23 protein-coding genes are annotated in these 22,431 nt (G+C 35.7%); 9 read left to right on the forward strand and 14 right to left on the reverse strand.

Going from position 1 to position 22,431, the window contains the following annotated elements; all coding sequences use genetic code 11:
• Position 1: 1 nt before the first annotated feature.
• The 3 genes from dtd to rsmA form a co-directional block, all read right to left on the reverse strand.
• The gene (gene dtd, locus ACQUQZ_RS19000) at positions 2–454 is read right to left on the reverse strand and encodes a D-aminoacyl-tRNA deacylase (protein WP_435356668.1); all 453 of its coding nucleotides are present in this window, start codon (positions 452–454) and stop codon (positions 2–4) included.
• Between the two features lie 89 nt (positions 455–543).
• Positions 544–1,899, reverse strand: a complete 1,356-nt coding sequence (mgtE, locus tag ACQUQZ_RS19005; RefSeq protein ID WP_435356669.1) for a magnesium transporter — start codon at positions 1,897–1,899, stop codon at positions 544–546.
• Positions 1,900–2,036: 137 nt separating this feature from the next.
• Positions 2,037–2,825 (reverse strand): 16S rRNA (adenine(1518)-N(6)/adenine(1519)-N(6))-dimethyltransferase RsmA, encoded by a 789-nt coding sequence (gene rsmA / locus ACQUQZ_RS19010; protein ID WP_435356670.1) that lies wholly within the window; start codon positions 2,823–2,825, stop codon positions 2,037–2,039.
• A 349-nt stretch (positions 2,826–3,174) separates the two neighbouring features.
• Between rsmA and ACQUQZ_RS19015 the strand changes: the two genes are divergently transcribed.
• Positions 3,175–5,595 (forward strand): TonB-dependent receptor domain-containing protein, encoded by a 2,421-nt coding sequence (locus ACQUQZ_RS19015; RefSeq protein WP_435356671.1) that lies wholly within the window; start codon positions 3,175–3,177, stop codon positions 5,593–5,595.
• 228 nt (positions 5,596–5,823) lie between these two features.
• A complete protein-coding gene (locus tag ACQUQZ_RS19020; protein WP_435356672.1) occupies positions 5,824–6,855 on the forward strand; it encodes a DUF3500 domain-containing protein in 1,032 nt (343 codons plus the stop codon).
• Positions 6,856–6,907: 52 nt separating this feature from the next.
• Here the strand turns inward: ACQUQZ_RS19020 and rfaE2 are convergent, their stop codons facing one another.
• The 3 genes from rfaE2 to panD all read right to left on the reverse strand — a co-directional run bounded on the left by rfaE2 (position 6,908) and on the right by panD (position 8,920).
• Positions 6,908–7,384 carry a D-glycero-beta-D-manno-heptose 1-phosphate adenylyltransferase gene (gene rfaE2, locus ACQUQZ_RS19025; protein ID WP_435356673.1) on the reverse strand — a complete coding sequence of 159 codons (477 nt, stop codon included), beginning with the start codon at positions 7,382–7,384 and terminating at the stop codon, positions 6,908–6,910.
• 150 nt (positions 7,385–7,534) lie between these two features.
• Complete coding sequence (locus ACQUQZ_RS19030; RefSeq protein ID WP_435356674.1) at positions 7,535–8,521, reverse strand: lysylphosphatidylglycerol synthase transmembrane domain-containing protein; 987 nt, start codon at positions 8,519–8,521, stop codon at positions 7,535–7,537.
• A 48-nt stretch (positions 8,522–8,569) separates the two neighbouring features.
• The gene (gene panD, locus ACQUQZ_RS19035) at positions 8,570–8,920 is read right to left on the reverse strand and encodes an aspartate 1-decarboxylase (protein WP_435356675.1); all 351 of its coding nucleotides are present in this window, start codon (positions 8,918–8,920) and stop codon (positions 8,570–8,572) included.
• A 180-nt stretch (positions 8,921–9,100) separates the two neighbouring features.
• Between panD and ACQUQZ_RS19040 the strand changes: the two genes are divergently transcribed.
• From ACQUQZ_RS19040 to ACQUQZ_RS19055, 4 genes are all read left to right on the forward strand, one after another.
• Entirely contained in the window at positions 9,101–11,323 is a 2,223-nt protein-coding gene (locus ACQUQZ_RS19040; protein WP_435356676.1) for a DUF5916 domain-containing protein, read from the forward strand.
• Positions 11,324–11,408: 85 nt separating this feature from the next.
• Positions 11,409–11,924 carry a gluconate 2-dehydrogenase subunit 3 family protein gene (locus ACQUQZ_RS19045; RefSeq protein ID WP_435356677.1) on the forward strand — a complete coding sequence of 172 codons (516 nt, stop codon included), beginning with the start codon at positions 11,409–11,411 and terminating at the stop codon, positions 11,922–11,924.
• A 51-nt stretch (positions 11,925–11,975) separates the two neighbouring features.
• Positions 11,976–13,694: a GMC oxidoreductase gene (locus ACQUQZ_RS19050; RefSeq protein WP_435356678.1), complete on the forward strand. Its 1,719-nt coding sequence runs from the start codon at positions 11,976–11,978 to the stop codon at positions 13,692–13,694.
• 104 nt (positions 13,695–13,798) lie between these two features.
• Positions 13,799–14,407 (forward strand): DJ-1/PfpI family protein, encoded by a 609-nt coding sequence (locus tag ACQUQZ_RS19055; protein ID WP_435356679.1) that lies wholly within the window; start codon positions 13,799–13,801, stop codon positions 14,405–14,407.
• Between the two features lie 71 nt (positions 14,408–14,478).
• On the opposite strand, the gene ACQUQZ_RS19060 is transcribed toward ACQUQZ_RS19055, so the two are convergent.
• The 4 genes from ACQUQZ_RS19060 to miaA form a co-directional block, all read right to left on the reverse strand.
• Complete coding sequence (locus tag ACQUQZ_RS19060) at positions 14,479–14,856, reverse strand: hypothetical protein (protein WP_435356680.1); 378 nt, start codon at positions 14,854–14,856, stop codon at positions 14,479–14,481.
• Between the two features lie 62 nt (positions 14,857–14,918).
• Complete coding sequence (locus ACQUQZ_RS19065) at positions 14,919–16,091, reverse strand: tail fiber domain-containing protein (protein WP_435356681.1); 1,173 nt, start codon at positions 16,089–16,091, stop codon at positions 14,919–14,921.
• Between the two features lie 174 nt (positions 16,092–16,265).
• Complete coding sequence (locus ACQUQZ_RS19070) at positions 16,266–16,973, reverse strand: hypothetical protein (RefSeq protein ID WP_435356682.1); 708 nt, start codon at positions 16,971–16,973, stop codon at positions 16,266–16,268.
• Between the two features lie 68 nt (positions 16,974–17,041).
• Positions 17,042–17,980, reverse strand: a complete 939-nt coding sequence (gene miaA / locus ACQUQZ_RS19075; protein ID WP_435356683.1) for a tRNA (adenosine(37)-N6)-dimethylallyltransferase MiaA — start codon at positions 17,978–17,980, stop codon at positions 17,042–17,044.
• A gap of 232 nt (positions 17,981–18,212) precedes the next feature.
• On the opposite strand from miaA, the gene ACQUQZ_RS19080 reads away from it, so the two are divergent.
• Genes ACQUQZ_RS19080 through ACQUQZ_RS19090 form a run of 3 tightly spaced genes read left to right on the forward strand, consistent with a single transcriptional unit; the run spans position 18,213 to position 20,364 of the window.
• Positions 18,213–18,851: a DUF4230 domain-containing protein gene (locus tag ACQUQZ_RS19080; RefSeq protein ID WP_435356684.1), complete on the forward strand. Its 639-nt coding sequence runs from the start codon at positions 18,213–18,215 to the stop codon at positions 18,849–18,851.
• A gap of 59 nt (positions 18,852–18,910) precedes the next feature.
• On the forward strand, positions 18,911–19,702 hold the full coding sequence (gene mtgA / locus ACQUQZ_RS19085) for a monofunctional biosynthetic peptidoglycan transglycosylase (protein WP_435356685.1): 792 nt from the start codon (positions 18,911–18,913) through the stop codon (positions 19,700–19,702).
• Between the two features lie 56 nt (positions 19,703–19,758).
• Positions 19,759–20,364 (forward strand): Uma2 family endonuclease, encoded by a 606-nt coding sequence (locus tag ACQUQZ_RS19090; protein ID WP_435356686.1) that lies wholly within the window; start codon positions 19,759–19,761, stop codon positions 20,362–20,364.
• A gap of 149 nt (positions 20,365–20,513) precedes the next feature.
• On the opposite strand, the gene ACQUQZ_RS19095 is transcribed toward ACQUQZ_RS19090, so the two are convergent.
• The 4 genes from ACQUQZ_RS19095 to tsaD all read right to left on the reverse strand — a co-directional run bounded on the left by ACQUQZ_RS19095 (position 20,514) and on the right by tsaD (position 22,322).
• The gene (locus ACQUQZ_RS19095; RefSeq protein WP_435356687.1) at positions 20,514–20,672 is read right to left on the reverse strand and encodes a hypothetical protein; all 159 of its coding nucleotides are present in this window, start codon (positions 20,670–20,672) and stop codon (positions 20,514–20,516) included.
• Complete coding sequence (locus ACQUQZ_RS19100) at positions 20,656–20,922, reverse strand: hypothetical protein (protein WP_435356688.1); 267 nt, start codon at positions 20,920–20,922, stop codon at positions 20,656–20,658. Before ACQUQZ_RS19100 ends, ACQUQZ_RS19095 begins: the two co-directional genes overlap by 17 nt.
• 72 nt (positions 20,923–20,994) lie before the next feature.
• Positions 20,995–21,174, reverse strand: a complete 180-nt coding sequence (locus ACQUQZ_RS19105) for a hypothetical protein (RefSeq protein ID WP_435356689.1) — start codon at positions 21,172–21,174, stop codon at positions 20,995–20,997.
• A gap of 149 nt (positions 21,175–21,323) precedes the next feature.
• Complete coding sequence (gene tsaD / locus ACQUQZ_RS19110) at positions 21,324–22,322, reverse strand: tRNA (adenosine(37)-N6)-threonylcarbamoyltransferase complex transferase subunit TsaD (protein ID WP_435356690.1); 999 nt, start codon at positions 22,320–22,322, stop codon at positions 21,324–21,326.
• Positions 22,323–22,431 lie beyond the last annotated feature (109 nt).

Consider the following 22,431-nt stretch of genomic DNA (forward strand, 5'->3'; position numbering starts at 1 on the left):
ATTAAATCCTATTCTTAGAATCAATAATAATCGTTACGGGGCCATCATTTAGCAATGAAACCTTCATGTCTGCTCCAAAAACACCTGTTTCGATAGGTTTTCCTAAATCAAATTCTAATTGTGCAATCATTTTTTCGTAGAGTGGAATCGCTATTTCGGGACGAGCTGCTTCAATAAACGAAGGTCGATTACCTTTTTTTGTACTGGCATGAAGTGTAAATTGGCTTATCAATAGAATATTTCCATCAACTGATTTTAAGTCGAGATTCATCTTTCCATCTTCATCGCCAAAAACTCGCAAACCTACAATTTTCTTAGAAAGCCATTCCAAGTCTTCTTGCGTATCGGTGTGAGTAATTCCCAGAAGTATCATAAAACCCAGTCCAATCTGCCCATTAATTTTTTCATCAATCGTCACAGATGCTTGACTTACTCGTTGTATTACTGCAATCATGATTTTTTTTAGTCCACTGTCCACCGACGATAGTCGATAGTTTATCAATTAAATTTTTCGTATCTCAAATCTTGTATCTCGAATCTCCTCTACAAATGCAACAGCAAATTGGCAATCATCAGATAAGTACCGATGCCAATAATATCATTGGCTGTTGTGATAAATGGTCCTGAAGCAATTGCAGGATTAATACCTAATCTATCAAGTAAAAGTGGTGTAACAGTTCCTGTAAATGAAGCCAAAACTACCACCGAAATCAACGAACAGCACACCACAAAAAATAGTTGTGTTTCGCCACTGATATAAATGTAAAGTCCTGCTAATGAGCCTATTATCAAACCATTTACAAGAGCAACCAAAATAATTTTAAATAAACGTTGCCCCAAACTGGTGGTAATTCCAGATTTTTCGGCCAAACTTTGAACAATCAAAGACGAAGTTTGAATACCCACATTTCCCCCTGTCGAACCCATGATGGGAATAAAGGCAGCCAATGCCGACACTTTTTGAAATTCACCTTCAAAATGTCCGATTACAGTTGCAGCTAACAAACTACCAATTACCCCCACAATCAACCACGGTAAACGAGCTTTGGCCAACTGCCAAACGCTATCATCTTCCTCTGCCTCTCCCGTGATACCCGCCATTACTTGAATGTCTTCTTCGGCTTTGTCGGTAATAAAATCGACCACATCATCAATCGTAATTCGGCCGAGCAATCGCCCCAAAGTATTCACAACAGGAATGGCATCTAAGTCATATCGCTGCATGATTTCAGCAACTTCTTCCGCAGGGCGGGTGGTTTCTACATAAACAATTTCCTCATCTACAATATTTTCAATTTTGGTGTTTTTTCGAGCCAAAATAATGCGTTTCAAAGAAACAATCCCCATGAGTTTTTGCTCATCATCAACTACATATACGGCATAAACTTTCTCAACATCTTCGGCCTGCCTACGAATTTCCTCGACGCACTCGCTTACTGTCCAACTGGCATTTACTTTGATTAATTCTTTTTGCATCAAACCGCCCGCCACATCTTCAGGATAATGTAACATATCCAAAATAAAACGTGCTTGCTCTCGGTCTTCAATAAGAGCAATAACTTTTTCTCGCACCTCAATTGTTTGCTCATTGAGCAAATCGACCGCATCATCAGAGTCGAAAAGATTGACATATTTGGCAATTTCTTCGACTGTAAAACGCTCTTTTATAAAACGTTTTCGGTCGTCTGGCTCTATATGCGACAAGATTTCGGCACCTGTTTCTGTATCTACAAGTGTCAGTAGATAATGAGCAGGTTCACCATCAAGTTCGAGCAGGATACTGGCAATATCAGCAGGATACAACTCTTCCATCTCGGCCTTGAGCAAAGTTTCGTCTTTTTGCTCAATAGCTGTTTCTAATTTCTCTAAATACTCTTTGGTTAGCTCGAAAGTTGTCATTTTTATAGGAATTAGGACGGGGTCGCCCGTGCGATTAGGTATTAGGACTTAGGTATTAAGAGTTAAGAGTTTTTAGGCATTAGATAAGTTTGATATTTTCACTTAACCTCTAAAACCTAAATCCTATCTCCTAATACCTAAACCCTAACCCCTGCCTCTTCAAACAAATTTGTCAATAATACAAACTCTGCTACACCCAATTGTTCGGCTCTTTTGTTGAGTAAATCATGCTCAAAATTCAAACCAACAGGCTTTAAAGCATTACGTAATGTTTTGCGTCTTTGGTTAAACCCTGCTTTTACCACTTGGAAAAATTTCTTTTCGTTGCAGTCGAGTTTCTCCACATTATTTCTCTTCAAGCGAATTACACCCGAATCAACTTTGGGTGGTGGAATAAAAGCATCAGGATAAACCGTAAAGCTATATTCAATGTCATAATAAGCCTGTAAAAATACACTTAAAATACCATAATCTTTCTTCCCAGGTGGTGAGGCAATGCGTTGAGCTACTTCTTTTTGAAGCATACACACAATTTCCATCACCAAATCTTTATGCTCCAAAACCTTAAAAAATATCTGTGATGAAATATTATAAGGCAAGTTTCCTATGATGCCAAAAGGCTCATTTTCACTTTGAAAAAGAGTTGCGAGATTCATTTGCAAAAAATCCTGCGAGAAAATTCGGTCTTCTAAAGCAGGAAAATGCTCTTTCAAATAAGCCACTGATTCACGGTCGATTTCCACTACAAAAGTCTCACAATCAGTTCTTTTCAATAAATATTGTGTCAATACACCCATACCAGGGCCAATTTCCAAGACTTTGTGATAGCCTCGGTGAAGCGATTGTAAATTGACAATTTGTTGGGCGGCGTCCAAATCTCGTAAGAAATGTTGCCCAAGATGTTTTTTTGGTCTGACTTTTTGCATAATGCCCAAAATTACGTCTTTTTCTTGGTAGAATTGGCAAAAAGACAAGAGAATTGAGACAAAAGACAAGAGAGTCTAAATAGTTATTTTTTTTTCTTATGTCTCACGTCTTTTTTCTCATGTCTAATTAATAGTCGAGTAAATCTACTGATTTATAGTATTTTGAGTATCGGATGTATATTTATTAGTGAAATATCGCCTTTGATCATTAGATTTGTATTAAGTAAAAGAACTAATTTATTTAAAATATTACAATTTGTAAATGATTGATAATAAGATTTTTACATTCGTTATTCGTCAATCTAAATTCGTCAATCTACTTACCATCTCTATTCAAAACATACTTTTAATGAAATCATTTTTACTCTTTTTAAGCATTACTTTTTTCTGTCAAAATCTTCTTTTTGCCCAAACTGGCGGCAAAGCCCAAGTAAAAGGAAAAATCATTGATGCCATCACTAACGAGCCGCTGAGTTTTGCCAGTATCCGAATCTCCAATAGTGTTGACAATAAGCTCATTACTGGAAATATTACAAATGAAAAAGGTGAATTTTCAATTCCTGCTCCTTTCGGAAATTTTGTTGCAGAAATAGAATACATGGGCTATAAAAACTTAAAAATAGCAGCCTTTTCTCTCTCAAAAGACAATTCAAGTTATGATTTTGGTACGATAAAATTAGAATCTTCGGCCAATGCACTGAAAGAAGTAGTAGTACAAGCTGAAAAAAGCACGATGGAAATGAAGCTCGACAAACGGGTTTTTAATGTTGGAAAAGACCTTGCCAATGCAGGTGGTTCGGCCTCTGATATTCTGACAAATATTCCATCAGTTTCTGTTGACCCCGAAGGTGGAATCAAACTTCGAGGTAGTGATAATGTAAAGATTTTGATTGATGGAAAACCGTCTGGTTTGGTGAGTTTCAAAGGTGGTGCTGGTTTGCAATCACTACAAGCAAGCATGATTGAGCGAGTTGAAATCATCACGAATCCTTCTGCACGCTATGAAGCCGAAGGTATGGCTGGAATCATCAATATTATCTTAAAAAAAGACCAAAAACAAGGATTTAATGGCTCTTTTGATATTATTACAGGGCAGCCAGTCAACTATGGTGGAGCAGCCAATATCAATTATCGCCATAAAAAAGTTAACTTTTTTGTCAATTATAGCATCGCTTATAATATTCGCCCTGGGCGTGGTTCGATTTACCAAGAACGCCAAAGTGGTGATTCTACATTTTTCTTGAAACAAAATAATAATGGTACGCTTACAGGTTTTAACACTAATATTAGAGGCGGACTTGATTATTTTTTCAATGATAAAAATACCCTTACTGCATCATATTTGTACCGCAGAAGCAAGGCAAGAAGGATCACGAATTTAAGATACGAAGATTATCTTTTTACAAGCAATAACTTGACAGGAATCAGCAAACGCCAACAAGATGAAAAAGAAACTGAACCAAATTCGGAGTATGTATTGAGTTATAAAAAAACTTATGCAAAAAAAGGGCAAGAATTCAATGCTGAAGTGCGTTTTTTAGACAATTGGGAAAGTTCTGACCAACTTTTCACGCAAGAATATTTTACACCAAGCGAAACTCCAATTACAACAAAGTCTTTACTACAAAACTCGCTCAATGACGAGTTCGAGAAACAATATTTATTGCAAATTGACTATGTACATCCGATTGGAAAAGAAGGTAAATTTGAGACTGGTGCAAGAAGCAGCTTCAGAGATATGGTCAATGATTATGTGGTAAATCAGAAAAATGAGTCGGGGCAATTTGTGGTTGTGCCAGGTTTGAAAAATTATTTCATTTACAACGAAGATATTCATGCAGCTTATGCCATTTTAGGTAATAAAACCAAGAAGATTTCATACCAAGCAGGCCTTCGTGCTGAGTGGACTAACGTAAAAACGACACTACGAGAAACCAACGAAGTCAATCCTCGAAAATATGCAAATTTGTTCCCAAGTGTACATTTTAGCTATGAATTGCCTAAAGAAAATGCTTTACAATTGAGTTTTAGTCGCCGAGTAAGAAGGCCTTTTTATAATGATTTAAGCCCATTTTCTACTTTTTCTGACAACAGAAATTTCAATAGTGGCAATCCAAATCTTAATCCTGAGTTTAGTAATGTTTATGAACTCGGTCATATCAAATATTTCAATAAAGGCTCAATTGGTTCTTCAATATATTACCGTGACACCGATAATAAAATCGAACGTATTCGCCAAGTGAATGCTTTAGGATTTGCTACTACTCGCCCCGAAAACTTATTGTCAGAGCAGGCTTATGGAGTAGAATTTATGAGCCAATATTCTCCTGTTAAATGGTGGAAATTAGATTTCAACTTCAACCTTTTTCATGCCAATATCGACGGTAGTAATATCGACAAAACATATATTCGTGAAACAAACAGTTGGTTTGTTCGACAAACTTCTAAATTTTCCTTGCCAAAAGGCTTAGATGTGCAGTTAAGGGCCAATTATGAAGCCAAACAAAAAACCGTTCAAGGAAGTCGTTTGCCACTCTATTATTTCGATTTGTCGGCAAGCAAAGATATTTTGAAAGGCAATGGAACACTCAATTTTAGTGTATTAGATATTTTTAATACTCGCCGCTTCCGTTCAATTACAGAAGGAGCAAATTTCCACAATGAAAGTAATTTCCAAGCCAGAAAAAGACAATTTAACTTGACACTCAATTATCGAATTAAGCAATCAAAAGGTGCTGGGAAGGGTAAAAAATTGGAGTTGGAGAGTTGACACTTATTAATATTGAGACCTTTAAGCAAAATTCATTTTATAGAACTACCTGTCGAAATCGGTGGTTCTATAAAATTATTAGAAAATCAAACTTTTTCTTCCAAAAAAGTACAAACAGCCTAACTTATTTTAGAATCCTCAAGGTGTATTAAAATTCACTTAAGATATAGTTTTTCTGCTTTTATAGATTGACCTTTATATAAAATTCAACCTATAACAATAAGACTCATGAAAAACTTTTTTTTTCTTCTCATTTCCTTTTTTTTATTCCAAAGTTCTCATGCACAAAATACACAAAATAGTAGTGCAGGTTCTTTGGCAGCTGCCAAAGCATTTCTTGCCACATTAGATAAAGACCAACTTACCAAAGTCAGTTTTCCTTATGAATCGGAAGAGCGAAGCAATTGGTATTTTATCCCGAAAGAACGAGCTGGTTTATGGCTAAAATCTATGAGTGATGCTCAAAGAGTTGCGGCCATGAATTTATTAAAATCAACTTTGAGTGAACAAGGACAAGATAAAGCCATTGCCATTATGCAATTAGAAATTATCTTGAAAGAATTAGAAAATGTGCCTAATAGCGAACGCCGTGACCCTTTGAAATTTTATTTTACTATTTTTGGTACACCTGATGCAAAGAAATTTTGGGGATGGCGAGTAGAAGGGCATCATTTATCACTCAATTTTACTTCTGAAAATAATAAAATTGTTTCGGCAACGCCACTTTTTTTGGGAAATAACCCTGCCATTGTACCAAGTGGTGATAAAAAAGGCTATCAAATATTGAAAGATGAAGCAAATTTTGCTTTTGAACTATTGAACTCATTTGATGAAAAACAACTGAGAAGAGCCATTCTTTCGCCCATTGCTCCACCAGATATGATTACTTTCAATAGTAGAAAATTTGGTATGTTGCCTGCTGATGGCATCGCTTACAATGATATGACCAAAGACCAACAAGTACAATTGATGCGATTGATAAGCCTTTATGTAAAAAACTATCCTTTTGGTTTTGCCAATGAATTTATGCAAAAAATCGAAAAAGCAGGGCTTGATAAATTACATTTTGTATGGATGGGAGAAAAACAATGGGGTGGCAAAGGACATTATTATAGAATTCAAAATGATGTGCTTTTGATTGAATATGACAATACTCAAAACAATGCTAATCATGTCCATACAGTCGTACGTGATTTTACCAATGACTTCGGCGAAGATATGCTTAGAAGGCATTACGAACTGGAACACGCTAAGAAATAAGAGAAAATATCAATTTTTAATAGCTAAAAATAGGCTCTAATTATATCTATTTTTAGCTATTTTTTATTTTCTGAATAATGGCACTTGTAGAATACCCTTTCACCAATGAAATGGTTTTTACTTCACCTCCATTTGCCATTACAAAATCAGCTCCAACGATATTTTCAACAGAATAATCATCGCCTTTCACCAAAATATTGGGGCAAAGCGTCTCGATTAATTCTTTAGGAGTTTCTTCATCAAATAAGGTAACAGCATCAATAAAGCTCATGGCCGACATCATTCTGGCACGAGCATATTCATTCACCACAGGACGGGTTTCTCCTTTTAGGCGTTGGACAGAAGCATCAGTATTTAAGCCAAGCACGAGTTTATCACCTAAAGCCTGTGCTTTTTCTAAATAATCAATATGCCCAAGATGTACAATATCGAAACAGCCATTGGTAAAAACTATTTTCTTGCCTTCCGATTGCCATTGTTCAACTTGTTTTTTTGCTGCTTCTCGGCTAAGTATTTTTGATTCAGTCATTTTTTAGGTTTTAGGACATAGGAATTAGAAAATTAGGATAGGTTTGTGGAATTAGAGATTAGAATTGCTTTTGGTATGAGAATAAGGTAAATAGCTAAAACCTAATTCCTCATTCCTAAATCCTAATACCTATTTCCTAAGTCCTAAAACCTAATTCCTAACACCTCTTTTCGGTAAAACAAGTGTCAATAAAAAGGCAATTACGCCAAAAATAGCTACAAAAACCATTCCTTGCATGGCATGCAAGAATGTAGCTAATGTAATGCCGTCTTGTTGCGAAAGGCCGTAGAGAACAACAATACTTCCTACCAAGAAATGATAGCTTCCGATGCCTCCTTGCGTAGGAGCAGCCATACCTATCGAACCCATCACAAATATTGAAAGTGCGGCCAAAGGCGAGAGATTGGCTGTTTCGGGAAGTGCAAAGCAAAGAACATAAGTCATCACAAAATACATACTCCAAATGAGTATGGTATGAAAAATAAATGCCGTAGGATTTTTGAGATTTCGGACACTCATAAAACCACTCGCAAAACCACCGATAATTTTGCTAATCTTTTGATAAAAAGGCAGTTCAATAATTCTTTGCTGATATTTCTTGAATAAGAAATAAGCAATTGCCAGCAATACTAATCCTGCAAATGCGTAACTTCCAAGTAAGAGTGGATTCTTGAATTTTTCACCAAAAAAATTAAAAAAAACTTCTTTTAATCGGTCAAATTCTAAAACAAAATTCAAAAATATCAATAATAAAAGTACAATAACATCTATTAATCGCTCAGCGATTACTGCACCAAATGACTTTTCAAAGGGAATATCTTCAAGTTTGTTGAGCGTGCCACAGCGGGCAACTTCGCCAGCTCTGGGAAAAATCAAATTGGCTCCATAACCAACCAAAACTGCCAATGTTGTACGAAAAACAGAAGGTTTATATCCCATTGGCTCAAGCATCAAAACCCATCGGTAAGCACGACTCCAATGAGCCACCAATGCCAACACTGCTGATAGTGCAACCCAACGATAATCTGCTTGTTTGATTTTTTCCCAAAGCGTGTTGAGGTCAATGTCTTTGAATGTAAACCAAATCAAAACGGCGGCAACTGTAAGCGAAATGAGGTACTGGAGTATTTTTTTCATTAGTTGGAGTTAGTTCTTTTCTCACAATTTGGAAAATTGTGTTACAATTTATTTTACAACAAGATTATTTTCGTCTGGAAAAACAACCAATGGTTTGTGCGTTTTTGCCTCTTCTTGTGTCATCCAACCATAAGAAATAATAATTACAATATCACCAACTTCGGCTTTACGAGCAGCCGCTCCGTTGAGACATATAATTCCTGACCCACGCTTACCTTTGATTGCGTAAGTTTCTAATCGTTCACCATTATTATTATTGACTACTTGTACTCGTTCATTTTCAATGATTCCAGCTGCATCAAGCAAGTCTTCGTCGATTGTAATACTTCCTACGTAATTGAGTTCGGCTTGAGTAACCTTCACTCGGTGGATTTTTGATTTGAAAATATTGATTAACATTTGATAGAATTTACGATTTTAGAATTACGATTTACGAATGATTTGAAATGGGATAATTTTAAATCATCTAAAAGAGTTGCAAAATTATAAAATTGCTTGTGAAAGAAACATTTAGTCAGACAATAAAATTCATATTAAAATTTTTTAATTAGTTTTGTACTGAAAAAGCTCATCGACAAAATGATAAAAAAACTACTATTACTTTTAGTTACCACTACTTCTATATCCTTCGCCCAAGATGCCGATATTTTTAAACCCGATTCTATCAAAAAAGTCATTGAAGCTACTCAAATTAACTCTTCGCTTCGAATTGATGGGGCGATGAATGATGTAGAATGGAAAAAAATCAAACCTACATCAGGATTTATACAAATTGAGCCATTTCAAGGAAAAAATGCTACCCAAAATACAGAAGTCAGGGTACTTTATAATAAACAATATCTTTATTTTGGCATTTTTGCACATGATTCTCTTGGCAAAAAAGCCATTAGAGCTACCGATTTCAAAAGAGATTTTAATGTAAGACAACACGATATGGTAGCGTTATCATTCGATGGTTTCAATGATAAACGTAACTCAATGGTTTTGGTAACCAATCCGTATGGCGTGCAACGAGATTTGCTATCATTTGATGACCTATATTATGATACCGATTGGGACGGACTTTGGCGAGTACGCACCACACGAACCGATTCTGGCTGGGTAGCTGAAATAGCGATTCCGTGGCAAACCCTACGTTATCCAAAAACTACCGAAGCCATTCAAAATTGGGGTTTAAATGTTTTTCGTAGTCGCCGAATGACCAACGAGCAAACAGCTTTTTCGCCTTATCCTCGATCGTTTTCTAATTTAAGAATGACTTATGCAGGTGTTTTGAAAAACTTGCAGCCTCCACCACCCTCTCCTAATGTCAGAATTCAACCTTATTTTTTGACATCTTATGATAATTATAATGGTGGAATTTCACCTAAGCCCACTCAAACTAATTTTAAATTGGGTGGTGAATTAAAATGGGCAATCAACCCAAATGCTGTTTTAGACTTAACTACCAATACGGATTTTGCCCAAGCGGATGCCGACCGTCAAGTAAATAATGTCACTCGTTTTTCGGTGTTTTTCCCTGAAAGACGGCAATTTTTTCTTGAAAATGCCTCGCTTTTTGGTGTAGGTGTTGGGCCAAATCAAGATTTATCGGGCGGTACAATGAGGGTACAGCCTTTTTTTAGTAGAAGAATCGGTCTCGATGATGCAGGTAATCCAATTCCGATTGATGCGGGAGGGCGATTTGTATATCGCTCATTGAAGAGAAATTATGGAGCAATTGTAATGCGTCAACGAGGCGTGGGTGATACGCCAGCAACCAACTTTTTTGTAGGAAGATTTTCTGAAAACTTTGGCAAACAAAATCGTATTGGTGGGCTTTTGACAGTAAAAAATCGTCCTGACGGTTCAAATATTGTTGGTACAATTGATGGCTTTTTCCGTTTGAGTCAATCACACTCGCTCAATACGATGGCGGTTTATTCGACTTCTACTCATGGTGGAAAGCAAGGTTTTTCGGGCTTTGCTCAATATTATTATACCAATAATCAATTCAAAATTTGGTGGACAGAATCCGTCGTAACAAAAAACTTTAATCCTGAAATGGGTTTTGTTTCTCGAAGCGATGTAGTCGGTACTACACCTGGGATTTTTTGGTATAATCGAGGTAGATGGTTACCATTTAAAAAATATATTCGTGCTTTTGAACCAGGCATCATGACTGAATTTTACCACCAGGCCTCAACTGGGAAATTGATAGAAAGGCAGTTAAACATCAATCCAGTTTGGTTCAATTTTCAAAATGGTGGTTTTTTGGGTTATTTAGTTAATCCAACTTTCCAACGTTTAACCGAGCCTTTCGAGCCACTCGGTGTTAGCATTCCTTTAGGAGATTATAACTATGTCAGACACCAAATTTACGCCAGTACCGACCCTTCAAAAATTATTAATATATCACTTGATTACAACTGGGGAAGCTATTTTGATGGAAAATTGGTTGGTAATAATTTTAAATTACAATTTGCACCTATCCCGCATGTTTCAATCGTTGGAACGTATAATCGTAATAATTTTAAAGGCGTTGGTGATGTCATAGGCAATAAAGCTGTCGATTTATATGCCATCGAAGGACGTTTTGCTTTGAATCCTCGTGTGCAATTGATTAGTTTTTATCAAAAAAACTCGGAAAATAGTTCCCAAAATTATAACATCCGTCTTTCGTGGGAATATCAACCTTTATCGTATATTTACTTTGTTTATAATCGCCGAGGCTTTGATAATGTTTTGCAACCAAATATGCAACGAGCTACTCAAACCGAAAATCATGTCATTGCCAAAATTAGCTATTTGAAGCAGTTTTAACAGACCTTTTAAAAACCTGCAAGGTCTGAAAAGACCTTACAGGTTTAAGCATCAGTATTTATTCAACCTTAAAAACAACAAAACTATGAAAAGACGCTCCGCACTGAAAAACCTGTCCATAGCTTTTGGTAGCTTAATGACTCTTCCTGCTTGGGCTTCAAGTTGGACACCAGACTCTATTGGCACTACTACAACATTATCAGTTAGTGATGAATCTCTGTTAGCAGAAATCGTAGAAACGATTATTCCTGAAACAAATACGCCAGGAGCAAAATCGCTCAAAGTACATCAGTTTGCCCTAAGAATGATAAACGATTGTTATGGTGAAGCAGCACAAAAAAGTTTGAAACAAGGACTTGTGAAAATAGAAGATTTGGCCAAGCAAAGCAATAATAAATCATTTATGGAATGTGATGCCAAACAACGCACCGATATTATTTTACAATTGAGCAAAGCTGATGATGCCAGCAAAAAGTTTGTAGATATGATTAAAAATCTAACCATTCGGGGCTATACAAATTCTGAATATTACATGGTCAATATTCAAAAATATACCATGGCTCCAGGTTTTTATCATGGTTGTGTTCCTGTAAAAAGTTAAAATTTTTACATTGAGAATTCAAAATTCTATCATTCAAAACTCACTAAGAAAATGTCATATTTTAATATAGATTCAATAAAAGACCGCACTTTTGATGCCATTGTTGTTGGCTCAGGAATCAGTGGCGGTTGGTCAGCTAAAGAGTTGACAGGCAAAGGGTTACGCACTTTATTGTTGGAACGTGGTCGAGATGTAAAGCACATTGTTGATTATCCAACAACGCTAAAAAACCCTTGGGAATTTGACCATGCAGGGCAAATCACCAAAGAGTTAAGAGATGCCAATCCAATTGCAAGTAGATGTTATGCTTTTGGCGAAGATGCCTCACATTTTTTTGTAAAAGATGCCGAACATCCTTATGTTCAAGAAAAACCATTTGACTGGATTCGTGGCTACCAAGTTGGTGGTAAATCTTTGATGTGGGCAAGAGGAACACAGCGTTGGTCACAGTATGATTTTGATGGCCCCGCTCGTGATGGTTTTGCCGTTGAATGGCCAATTGGCTATGCCGATATTGCTCCGTGGTATAGTTATGTAGAGAAATTTGCGGGAATTTCTGGCAATAAAGATGGTTTACCACAATTGCCCGATGGTGAGTTTTTACCTCCACATGAGCAATCATGCGTTGAAAAGCATTTTACGCAACAAATGGCAAAGCATTATAATGGGAGTCGCCCAATTATTATTGGTCGTTGTGCCCACTTAACAAAACCCAAGGAAATTCACTTTCAACAAGGACGTGGACAATGCCAAAACCGTGATTTATGCCAGCGTGGTTGTCCTTATGGTGGATATTTTAGCAGTAATTCATCAACAATTCCTTGGGCACAGCGTACAGGAAAGCTAACTTTAAAGCCTGATTCGGTTGTTCATTCAATTATTTATGATGAGAAAAAGGGCAAAGCTACGGGCGTACGAGTGATTGATGCTCACACCAAAGAAATGACCGAATACTATGCAAGAGTCATTTTTGTAAATGCGTCAACGCTCAATACCAACTTAATTTTATTAAATTCAACCTCCAATCGTTTTCAGAATGGCTTAGGAAATGACAATGGTTTATTAGGAAAATACATTGCATTTCATAATTTCCGAACAACAATTTCGGGAGAATACGAAGGATTTTTGGATAGTACTACCGAAGGCATTCGTCCAAATGGTAGTTATATTCCTCGTTTTCGTAATGTATTCAAACAAGAGACCGACTTTTTGCGGGGTTATGCAGCAGGTTTTGGTACAAGCCGTATGACTTATAATGATACTTCGGGTATTGGCGAAGATTTGAAAAATAGTTTAGCCAACAAAAAATACGGTAATTGGCGAGTTGGCTCTCACATGATGGGCGAAACGATTCCAAAAGAGAGTAATTACGCCACTTTAGATAAAACTTTGACTGACCAATGGGGAATTCCTCAATTGAAAGTTTCGGTAGCTTATGATGATAATGATGAGAAAATGATTAAAGATTTTCATGAGCAATTGACCGAAATGTACACCAAAGCAGGTTTTACCAATATCAAAACACATGATAACCCTAAAAAAGCTCCTGGTCTTGATATTCACGAAATGGGTGGTGTAAGAATGGGTAAAGATCCAAAAACTTCTATGCTTAATAAGTGGAATCAATTGCACAATTGTAAAAATGTATTTGTCACTGATGGAGCTTGTATGACTTCCAATTCTACACAAAACCCTTCGTTGACATTTATGGCAATTACCGCTCGTGCAGCAGACTATGCTGTAAAAGAGTTCAAGAAAGGAAATTTGTAATAAAAATAATGTAGAACAATTTTCTAAATTGTTAACAATTCGGAGAATTGTTCTACATTTCAATTCATCAAGTTATTATAAAAAACACCCAAAACTATTTTCTCATGCGTACAGTTGCAATTTTTATTTTTGATGATGTAGAAGTTTTAGACTTCACTGGGCCATTCGAGATTTTTGGTGTAACTGGAAAGCAAGGTGGTGGCGAAGGGCTTTTTGATGTTTTTACGGTAGCCGAAAAATCAAGCATTGCCGCTCGCAATAATTTAGTGGTAACACCAACTTATACTTTTGAAAACTGCCCTACGCCAGATATTTTACTCATTCCAGGTGGTGGAGGTTTTAAGGCTGATGGCACACCTTTTGGCACTCGACGAGAAATGAATAATGAAAAAGTATTGAATTGGGTACGGGAAATGAATGAAAAAGTAGAATTATTACTATCGGTTTGTACGGGTTCATTAATTTTGGCAAAAGCAGGTTTACTCGAAGGACTTTCGGCAACTACGCATTTCAAAGCAGTTGAACAAATGAGACAAGCGGCTCCAAATACAACACTTTTTCCTGAAAAACGATGGGTTGATAATGGTAGAATTATTTTATCTGCAGGAGTTTCAGCAGGAATAGATATGTCTTTGTATGTTGTTTCAAAACTACATGGGAAAGTTGTTGCTGATGATACAGCTACATATATTCAGTATGATTATTGGAAGTAAAAACTTAGACAAAGAACGAGAATTATGCTTTTTCTCGTTCTTTGAATTTTTTAAAACTCAGTATAAGTTTTCTACAATTTGACTCTTTGGGTTTCGAGTAAAATGCCATCTGCATAAAGTCCAATTACAGCACCATTAGGTAGGTCTTTAGTAGAAATCTGTACTGCACCTTGCCTTTGCATCAAACTAATTTTCTTTAGTTCTTGATCAATTTTGGGATGGAAAACTATTATCTCACCAGTAGTTTTTCCCTCTGGCAACGAAAATTTCATTGTAAACATCGAGGCAGATTTAACAGTAGGATCTTCTTGAAGATAAACAGCAGGCGTCGAAATTATTGTTGAAACGGCCTTTTGTTGAGCGGGTGTTCGGCCATTTTCGTCAATTTCTTGACAAAATGCTGAAAAATAAAACATTGATAAAGCTATAAATATACAAGTTGTTTTCATTTTCTATAATGTTTATTAAATTCATAACTAACTGATTAAAAGCTATTTACCAAAGCCTTAATTTATTTCTTCTCAGCTTTTCTTTCTTTTTCTTCTTTATTTAGCAGGGCTTCTATACGTTCCATTCGTGCGTTTAGTTCTTCGTAGTGCGATATTTTTGCTTTTAATGTTTCTATCTCGCTTTGTTGCTCTTGTATGGCTTTTATTAAGATAGGAATCAAGCCTGTATAATTCAAACCTTTATACTTTGTTTTGTCTTTTGCCTCTGATATTTCTGACACCAGTTCAGGCAAAACCTTTTCAACTTCTTGAGCTATTAACCCGATTTGGCGTTCTTTTGGCAAACCCATTTCTTTCAATTCATCATATCGAAAATCATATTTCAAAGGGTTTAATTTTTTGATGACCCCTAAAGCATCATTAATTTGTTCAAAATTATGTTTGAGGCGAATATCAGAAGCGGGAACAATGGCATTTTTCACCCAAATTCTTCCATCAGCTTGAATATCAATACTACTTGTAGGAGCCCCTGGTCTGATACGAAATGGTAACCTACTTCCACTTGTTATATCTCTAACAAAAAAATTAGCCTCATTTCCAGCCACATCCCAAGTTTGAGCAGCAAATCCTAAATTTGAATTTTGCTCAAGTCTCATAGCTGGCGTATCTCCAGTAGTCACGTGAATGTCTAAAATTGGGTTATTATTTCCTAAACCTAAATTACCAACAGAACTTAAAAAAAATGAATTAGTTGGGGCTCCTGCAATAATTTTAAAGGGAGTTTTTGAACCGTCAACATCAAGAATTGAAAATGAATTTGTACCACCACTGGCACTTTCGTTGGCTTCTATTTGCCAATCATTGGTCGGAAAACCTACCCCTGTACTTGTATCTTCAAATTTTATTCGAGTATTATTTTCTTTATACCTTTGGGTATCAAAGCCAAAAGATTCGTTATTGACACAGTCTATACCAACACATTCGCTACCTTGTACAATCTGGTCATCAGGTACTACCACATCTGCGATACTTTTTTGCAATTGAGTGTTCTTTTGTTGATCTAACAAAAATTGTTGAGGTGATTGCTTTTGGGTATATGCCTTTGTTTTGTAAGTAGAAGTTGCTGGTTTGGGCAGAGCTTTTGTTTCTTTTATATTCTGAGCAAATACGCTATTAACAAATAATAAACAATAGAAAATAGCCATTCTGGTTAGAATAGTCTCATTATTTTTCATAAGAAAAAATGGTTAGTTGACATACAGAAAAACTTTAGGAGAATCTTATTCAAAGATAATAATAAAGCAATGGCAATGATAAATATGCCAGACAATCCATTTAATATTTTATTAAATGGCAAAATTAGTAAGAGAAAAACTAAGTAATAGAAATAAAGTTGCGTTATATTATATTTAATACTTCTTAACCGAATAAATATCCATCACCAAATAACTGCCATCAATATTCGTAAAATTGAGTTTTACGAAACCATATTCTTCATTGAAATAGGCAACCAAGCGGGTTTCTCCAATAACACTTTGAGCGTTTGCTTCAACAACAAAGCATTTTAAATAACCAATATTGGTTTTGATTATCTGTATATCTCTAATGCGATAATTTGAATTTACTTCTACACTTCCTTGCCAAGTTTTCCATTTCTGACTTCCACCAATATCGCTCGTAGTGGTCATACTTTGCCAAAAATTACCCTTCACAAAAGGCTCTTTTATTTCAGGAAATGGATTGAGTTCGGTTATCAAAAAATGATTTTCTCGTGGCAAATGAATCGTCACATCTTTACAAACTTCTACCAAACCCGTCTGCTCATGTTTAATTCCACGACGCTCTTTGTTCAAATAATCGTATTGTAGCAATGACTCTTTACCAAAATAATCGCCTACTTTTACGGTCAAAGCCAATTGATGAACGGCCGTATAATCTTGCTCAAAAGTTAATCTTGATTTCGATTCGAGTTTCCAACTTTCTTCATAAGGTACAATATGCTCGGGTTTTGTATAAAGTTTCACCAACAAAGTATCTTTATTTTGAAGGAAGTAATATTTATAAAAAAACTGTCGATATTGCTTATAAATAGTGTTATCTTCTGTCAAATACCTCATTTCTTCAAACGTTTGTCCGAAGGAACTTTGTAGAAAAACAAAGAAAAAAAGTATGAAAACACTACATTTCATTTCAAATTTGAAAAAATATATGTTTTTATTCCATCAAAATCATTGCTATGAAACCATTGAAATGCATCTTGATTTTTAAACCAAGTCATTTGTCGTTTGGCATATCTTCTTGAATTACGTTTCAGTAAATCTACCATCGTGGTATAGTCATAACTTCCATTCAAATAATCAAAAACCTCTTTATAACCTACTGTTTGCAAAGCATTATGGTGTCGGTAATCGAGTAAACTTTTTACCTCTTCCAACAAACCATTTTTCAACATCAAGTCCATTCGCTGATTGATTCGCTCATACAATTCTTCTCGTGGTCGTTCGATTCCTATTTTTATGATATTAAAACTTCGCTTAACTGGCTCTTTTTTATGAAATGAGGAAAAAGGCTTGCCCGTACTTAAACAAACCTCCAATGCCCGTACTACTCGTTGTGAATTTTGTAAATCGGCAGTTTGACAATATTCTGGATCTAATTCTCTTAACTCTTGAGCTAAAACATCAAGTTCTCCATTATTTAATCTTTGCATCAATGCTTCACGCAATGCTAAAGGTGCTTCTGGCATTTCGTCGAGTCCATCGGTAATAGCTTTGATGAAAAGCCCCGAGCCGCCTGTCATAATTGCCACTTGCTTTCTTTGAAAAATATCATTTTCTAATAACTTAATGGCATCTCTTTCAAAATCTCCTGCACTATAATACTCATTGATATGGTGTGAGTCAACGAAATGATGCACCACTCCAGCCATTTCTTGTGAAGTAGGTTTAGCCGTACCAATGCTCAATTCTGTGTAAAATTGTCGAGAATCTGACGAAATAATTTCGGTATTTAATAGTTTAGCCAGCTTTACACACAGTTCGGTTTTGCCAACAGCAGTTGGCCCAGCAATAATAATTAAGTTACTTTTTATAGGGTTTGAAGTCAAATTTTCAGAAACGAGCATTTTACTTAGTCTAATGAATATACTACAATTTTATTGATTTGAAGATTTGAAAATTTGAAAATGGTAGTTAATTCACTAATAATCAGCTAATTATAAAAATAACTTCCAAATTTTCAAATCAACAAATCTCCAAATTACTGTATTTACAAAATAATGAATTTGCCTAAAATTAAGACTTTTTCAAGAAATTTGTTCTAAATTTATTCATTCTCTCATTCAACTATAAAAAAACATGGATATTTTGCTTTTTCTCGTATCAATCGCCATCGGCGGAATTGCCGCTTGGCAGATTTTCAATTGGATGTACGGCAAAAAACTCCGTGATAACAAAGACCAACTTCGCCAAGAATCAACACTCCTACTCGAACGCATCGAAAAAGTCTTTAAAGTGGTCGTAGCAGAAGGTTATTTCACCGAAATCTATGATCATAATAGCCGAAAAGAATTTTTAGGCTTTTTCAATGTCAATAAAAAAGCCTTGGTTATTTCAAGAGCTAAAGTTTCAGTAGGATTTGATTTTGGTAGAATGAAAGTCAAACGAGATGAAACTTCTCGTAAATTGATAATTGAAGAATTTCCAGAAGCCGAAGTACTTTCGATTGATACTGATTATAAATTTTATGACATCAACCAAGGTTGGCTCAATAAATTCAACCATGAAGATTATACGAATATCTTGAATGAAGCTAAAAAAGTAATGCAAGACAAAGCACTCACAAGCGATTTACCTAAAGTTGCCAACCGCCAAGTAGGATTGATGATGACACAACTGGCAGCTTCGATGAATTGGGAAGTTGAGTTTAAACAATTGCCCCAATCAAAACCTAAAGAATTAAGTGAATTTGTGGAGTTTCAAGAGGTGCAAGAGTAAATGAATAATGGTTTGTGTGATAAAAAAAAGTTTACGACTTTTGCAAAAACTATGACCCGATGGCTATGAAAGATTCCCGTGACAATAAAAATACATTCAGAACAAAAAACACTAAACCTTCTGCTGCTGCTCAAAAGAAATCAGAGGCCTTGAAAAGTAAAATCAAACGTTGGTTAATCAAAATCACTTTGTATTTTTTGGCTATTTCTATTGGCTTGGTTGTTTTATATAAGTTTGTGCCTGTTCCGATTACTTCTACCATGATTTCTCGTAAAATGTCAGCTATCATCAATGGCGAAGATAGCGAGATTTATTACGATTGGACATCCTACGAAAATATTTCAAAAGAAGCTCCTTTAGCAGTTGTTGCTGCCGAAGACCAACTTTTCCCCGAACATTTTGGATTCGATTTTGAAGCAATGGCCAATGCTTTTAACCGTAACCAAAAAGGTAAAAAATTACGTGGAGCAAGTACACTTTCACAACAAGTTGCCAAAAATGTATTCCTTTGGCAATCAAGGAGTTATATCAGAAAAATCTTTGAAGTTTACTTTACTTTTTTGATAGAAGTGATTTGGGGAAAAGAACGCATTTTGGAAGTTTATCTCAATGTTGCCGAAATGGGAAAAATGACTTTTGGTGTAGAAGAAGCATCTAAAAGATACTACGGAAAATCTGCTCAAAATATCAGCCGTGAACAAGCGGCTCGCATAGCGGCTGTTTTGCCAAGCCCTATCAAATGGTCGGTTGCTAAGCCTGGCCCTTATGTCAATCGCCGTACGGCACAAATCGTTCGTCAAATGCGAGCTTTGGGTGGCGTGGCTTATATTAAGGATTTGAGGAGTTTTTGATGAAAAAGCTATGAAATTTCAACAAATCATTAACTTCGTAAAAATATTTTAAAGAAATGTCTATTTCAGAATTAATGCACGCCCCTGATTTACGGGCAATATTAGATGAATTAGAAACTGCTTGGAATGAAGAGCAGAAGAAAAGACATGAGTTTTGGGCAGATGTTGATGAAAACCAAAAAGCAGAATTCATCATGGGCGAAATAATTTACCATTCGCCTGTGTATGGTCGTCATTGGATGGCTTCAAGTAACCTTTCGAGACATCTTCTACCATACGTTTATAATAATGATTTAGGTAAAATCGCCTACGAAAAAGTAATGGTTCGACTAACTCGCAACGACTACGAACCCGATATTTGTTTTTGGACAAAAGAGCGTGCTAAAGATTTTCAGCAAAAACAGTCGGCATTTCCGCCACCCGATTTTATTATAGAAATCCTTTCTGATAGTACAAAAGAGCGTGATTATGGTATAAAAATGACAGACTACGCTCTTCATGAGGTAAAAGAGTATTGGATTATAGACACTGATAATCACACAGTTGAGCAATATCTATTGAAAAACAAAACTTTTGAATTAGCTCAAAAGCTAAAAGATGGCATGATAGATTCAGAAGTTATAACGGGTTTTAAAATAGCTGTAAAAGAAATATTTGAGTAGCGTTTCTTTTCCTACTCTATTCTCAGCAACAGAGTTTTTGGGTGGCGTGGCTTATATTAAGGATTTGAGAAGTTTTTAATAATAGTCACTCGCTATGAAGTGAGCGACTGCTGAGTTCAGCTCATATCGATTCTATAATTTACTCCTTATCAGACTCTTACAACAAGCGGCTGGGTAATTTTAGCTTTGGCATTTTTTCTTTTTGCTAAAAAATCACTAAATGCTTTTTGGTCTTCTATGCTTGGCTTGTGTGTATCAAACTCAATATCGACATAGTCCAAGATCTTGAAATCAATCTTTGTTTTCATCTTTAAAATACCTTTTAATTAATTTTATTGCTTCGGGAGTATCAATAAACATTTGATTTCCTCTAAATTGTTTAGCTCCTAAAGTCTTTTCATAATGGTCTATTAATTTAGTTTTTGAAACAAATGATACGATACCATCGTAACCCAATTCCAAAGATTTTTTACATGCAAAAGCAATTAAATTCCCAGCCACACCTGCGTATAATTTTTCAGGTCCTTTATTAAAAAATGAACTTTCTATTAGGTGCATGTAAATATGGTCATTCTTATCTTCTATAGAAAGTAATCCCTGAATGACTTTTGTATTTTCTTCAGTAACTAATTAATAAACGTTTCTTTCTGAATAACTCAATTCTTTTATCCAATTAAAGACCCATTTATTTGATGAGAAACCCTTTTCTCCTTTTTTAAATGGCAAAATAAGTGTACTAAATGTTTCTCCAGAAATAATATTCTCAATTGAATTTGTTAGTTTATCTATCTCAATATCTATTTCTTTCATTATAGTTTTGTGTGTATTTGATTATAAATTTACAAAAAACTGTTGAATAAACATACTTTTTTCACTAAATGCTCATTATTCTCCTCGAAGCAACAAACTTCGCAAAACAGAAGTAAGTTTTACATTACCTTCACTCATCCAAAATTTCATCACCATTCCATCCTTGGCAAAGGACTCACTTCTTGGCTTGAAAAATCGCCTTTTAAATATTTAAAATGTGCAGCCATAGCAATCATGCCAGCATTGTCGGTACAATATTGAAATGCGGGAATATAAACGTTCCAATTTTCTTTTTCGCCCATCTCTTGTAGCGTTTTTCTTAAACCCGAATTTGCAGAAACTCCTCCTGCAATAGCCACCTCTTTGATGTTCAGGTCACGTGCCGCTCGGCGTAGTTTTTGTAGTACCATTCGTACCAAAGTGTGCTGCACACTGGCACAAATATCGTTGAGGTTTTCTTCAATAAAGTTTGGATTTTCGGCAACTCTTTTCTTTAAAAAATACAAGATAGAAGTCTTGATTCCGCTAAATGAAAAGTTATATTGTGGCATTTCTGACAAAGGAAATTCGTATGCCAATGGATTACCCAATTGTGCATATTTATCTACCAAAGGCCCCCCAGGATAAGGTAAACCTAATAATTTGGCAGTTTTATCAAATGCTTCACCTACGGCATCATCTTGGGTTTCACCCAAAACCTCCATTTGATCATAATCTTTGATTAAGACAATTTGAGTATGACCACCACTGACAGTCAAACAAAGAAAGGGAAAAGCGGGCTTTGGTTCATCTATAAAATGTGCCAACACATGAGCTTGCATGTGATTGACTTCAATCAAAGGAATGTGTAGAGCCAATGCCATTGCTTTAGCAAACGATGTTCCTACCAATAATGAGCCAAGAAGCCCAGGCCCACGAGTAAAAGCTATGGCATTTAGTTCTTTTTTTGTTATCTTCGCAACTTCTATAGCTTTTTCAACGACCCTAACAATGTGTTGTTGATGAGCACGGGAGGCAAGTTCGGGAACAACGCCCCCATAAAGTTCGTGAATTAGTTGTCCAGCAACAATGTTGGAGCCTATTTTTCCGTTAGAAATTACGGCCGCTGACGTATCGTCGCATGAAGATTCGATTGCTAAAATATTCAAAGTTAACCCTTTATTATTAAAAAGTACAAAATTAACACTATTGTAACACAATTTTCTAAATTGTGGCTAATAAAATAAATTAAGCAGCAAGTCTATCACTTGTTCTTCA

This window comes from Emticicia sp. SJ17W-69 (genome assembly GCF_051209875.1).
Lineage (GTDB): Bacteria > Bacteroidota > Bacteroidia > Cytophagales > Spirosomataceae > Emticicia.